3 protein-coding genes and 1 pseudogene are annotated in these 3217 nt (G+C 64.9%); all 4 read left to right on the top strand.

The annotated features are described in order from the left end of the window. Nucleotides 1-85: 85 nt before the first annotated feature. Nucleotides 86-217 (top strand): annotated as a pseudogene (locus VMR39_RS29990) (3-methyl-2-oxobutanoate hydroxymethyltransferase); the annotation flags it as partial. Nucleotides 218-292: 75 nt separating this feature from the next. Then, the gene (locus tag VMR39_RS29985; RefSeq protein ID WP_325422148.1) at nucleotides 293-991 is read left to right on the top strand and encodes a tetratricopeptide repeat protein; all 699 of its coding nucleotides are present in this window, start codon (nucleotides 293-295) and stop codon (nucleotides 989-991) included. Between the two features lie 8 nt (nucleotides 992-999). After that, nucleotides 1000-2349 carry a PQQ-binding-like beta-propeller repeat protein gene (locus tag VMR39_RS29980; RefSeq protein ID WP_325422146.1) on the top strand — a complete coding sequence of 450 codons (1350 nt, stop codon included), beginning with the start codon at nucleotides 1000-1002 and terminating at the stop codon, nucleotides 2347-2349. 126 nt (nucleotides 2350-2475) lie between these two features. Further along, nucleotides 2476-3217, top strand: a 742-nt coding sequence (gene der / locus VMR39_RS29975; protein WP_325422144.1) for a ribosome biogenesis GTPase Der, incomplete at its 3' end; no start/stop codon positions are given.

Below are 3217 nucleotides of genomic sequence, written 5' to 3'. Positions count from 1 at the left end.
CGCATAACCGTCGTGCCCGATCACCACCGGCAGGCGGCGCACGGGCAGATGGTGATGGGGCTGCTCGTGGATCAGGCCCTCGTAGCGCACGGCCCGCTTCGTGAAGCGGTACGACAATATCGCGGAAACGATCAGCAATGCCGCCGAACGCTATGCCGCCGACGTGCGCAGTCGGGCCTTTCCGACCGATGATCAGGTCTATCGACCCAAAAAGTGATTTGCCTGTGGCATAAGCGCCGCTATTGATCGCGCCTTCCGGCAGAGTTTTCTGACCCATTTCTCGGAGATTCCCGTGGCACTTACGCCGCAAAACAGCGAAGCCTTCATGCGCGAAGTGGACGAAGCGGTCCGTCAGGACCAGCTTCTGACCTTCTGGGAACGGTATGGCCGTGCCCTGCTGGTCGTGGTGGTGCTCGGCCTCGCCGCGTTCGGTGGCTGGCTCTACTGGCAGCATTACAGCAAGACCCAGTCCGAAGCCGTGTCCGAACAGATGGACGGCGTGCTCCAGACCGCGGTCGGCGGCGGCACGCCCGACGCCAAGCAGCTCGACGCACTGACCAATGCCGGCCAGCCGGGCTATCGCGCTTCGGCCCTGCTGACCAAGGCAGGCGCTGCCGCGCGCAAGGGCGACACAAAGGGCGCGATCGCGGTCTACAGCGCCATGGCGGCGGACAGCGGCCTCGACCAGCCCTATCGCGACCTGGCGCTGATCCGCCAGACGTCGCTGGAGTATGACAGCCTCAAGCCCCAGCAGGTTGTCGATAGGCTCAAGCCGCTCGCGGTCGAGGGTGCGCCCTGGTTCGGCAGCGCCGGCGAACTGGTCGCCATCGCCTATATGAAGATGGGCAAGACCGACCTGGCCGGCCCGATGTTCGCGGCACTGGCCAAGGATACCAATGTACCCCAGTCGATCCGTTCACGCGCCCGTCAGATGGCAGGCGTCATGGGTATCGATGCGGTCGAGATACCGGCTGAGCCGAGCGAAGGATAAGCGAGTACATGGTAAGCATGAAGAGCCTGGCCCCGATCGGGCGCAGCATGACCATGGTGGCGATGATCGCGCTGCTCGCCGGCTGCGGCATCGTTGGCGGCAAGAAGGGCGGCCCCAAGACACCGGTCGTCGGCAATCGCGTGTCGATCCTGACCAACGAACAGGGCGTGGAAGTCGAGCCGTCGCTGGCCGACGTGCCGGTCACGCTGCCCGCACCCTATGTCAACGACGCATGGGCACAGCCGGGCGGCGACCCGTCCAAGGCGATGGGGCATGTGTCGCTGGGCGGATCGCCGAGCCAGGTGTGGACCACCAAGATCGAGGGCAGTTCGCCACAGGCGCGCCTTGCCGCTTCACCGGTGGTTGCGGGCGGCAAGCTGTTCGTCACCGACGCCGGTGCGCATGTCATCGCCTTTGACGCCGCGAGCGGATCGAAGCTGTGGCAGACCAACCTCCCATCCGAAGGCAAGGGCAATGGCCGCGCGCTGTTCGGCGGCGGCGTCAGCGTGCTGGGCGATCGGGTGTTCGCCAGCACCGGCCTGGGCGATGTGTTCGCGCTCAACGTCTCGGACGGCGCGATCCTGTGGAAGAAGCATCCGGGCGGTCCGCTGCGCGGCGCGCCCACGCTGGAAAATGGCCATGCCTATGTGATGGGCCAGGACAACCAGATTTTCGCGCTCAACCAGAGTGACGGCGAAACCCAGTGGACCGACAGCGGCACGTTGCAGGTGACGGGCATTTTCGGCGTTGCCGCTCCGGCCGCCGCGCAGGGTACGGTGATCGCGGGCTATAGCTCGGGCGAAATCACCGCCTATCGCTACGAAAATGGCCGCAGCCTGTGGGGCGATGCGCTGTCGCGCACCAGCATCTCGACCGCAGTGGCGACGCTGACCGACATCGATGCCGATCCGGTTATCGATCGCGGCCGCGTCTTCGCGATCGGTCAGGGCGGCCGCATGGCGAGCTATGAACTGACCAGCGGCCAGCGTCTCTGGGAAATCAACATTGCGGGCATTTCAACGCCTGCGGTCGTGGGCGAATGGGTGTTCGCCGTGACCAGCGACGCCCGCCTGCTCTGCATCGCGCGCGCCACCGGCAAGATCCGCTGGGTCAGCCAACTGCGCCGCTGGCAGAAGGAAAAGAAGAAGGACAAGGCGATCCGCTGGACCGGGCCAATCCTGGCCGGCGGCCGCCTGATCGTCGTGTCGACGCGCGGCGAGATGGTCTATGTCGATCCGGCGACCGGCAGCGTCCAGTCGACGATCGATATGGACAAGTCCATGTCGCTGTCGCCGATCGTCGCCAACAACATGCTTTATATGCTGGCGGATGATGGAAAATTGACGGCGTTCCGCTAAGAGCGACAAATATGCTAAGCGTGCTCCTGCGAAAGCAGGAGCCCAGTTCCGACGGTTGGACTGGGCTCCTGCTTTCGCAGGAGCACTGCTTTTATCAGTGATGACAGTTTCGGAAGGAAAGCGGGCATGCTGCCCACGGTAGCCATCGTCGGACGTCCCAATGTGGGCAAGTCCACCCTGTTCAATCGTCTGGTCGGCAAGAAGCTGGCGCTGGTCGACGACCAGCCCGGCGTCACCCGCGACCGGCGCGAGGGCGAAGCGCATCTGCTGGGCCTTGACTTCACCATCGTCGACACCGCCGGGTACGAGGATGAGGATGCACAGTCCCTGCCCGGCCGGATGCGGATGCAGACGGAAGCGGCGGTGGAAAATTGCGACGTCGCGCTATTCATGATCGACGCGCGCGCCGGCATCACCCCGCTGGACGAGGAAATCGCCCGCTGGCTGCGCGCCAATGACGCGCCAGTGGTGCTGGTCGCCAACAAGGCGGAGGGCAAGGCGGCCGAAGACGGCGTCATGGAATCCTTCAGCCTGGGCCTGGGCGAACCCATTCCCTTTTCCGCCGAGCATGGCCAGGGTCTGGCCGATCTGTTTCAGGCACTTCTCCCCCATCTGGAAAGGGAGGAGTTCAGCCAGGAAAAGGAATTTTACGAGGACGAGGAAAGCGCGCCACTCAAGCTCGCCATCGTCGGGCGCCCCAATGCCGGCAAGTCCACGCTCATCAACCGGCTGCTGGGCGAGAACCGGCTGCTGACAGGCCCCGAAGCCGGTATCACCCGCGACAGCATCGCGGTTGAATGGAGCTGGACCAGCCGCGAGGGGCTGGAGCGCCCCGTCCGCCTGATCGACACGGCGGGGATGCGCAAGC

Origin of the sequence: Sphingobium sp., from assembly GCF_035511395.1 — a bacterium.
Taxonomy (GTDB): domain Bacteria; phylum Pseudomonadota; class Alphaproteobacteria; order Sphingomonadales; family Sphingomonadaceae; genus Sphingobium.
The sequence above is the reverse complement of the archived record's forward strand: the minus strand, read 5'-3'. Positions and strand labels throughout refer to the sequence as shown.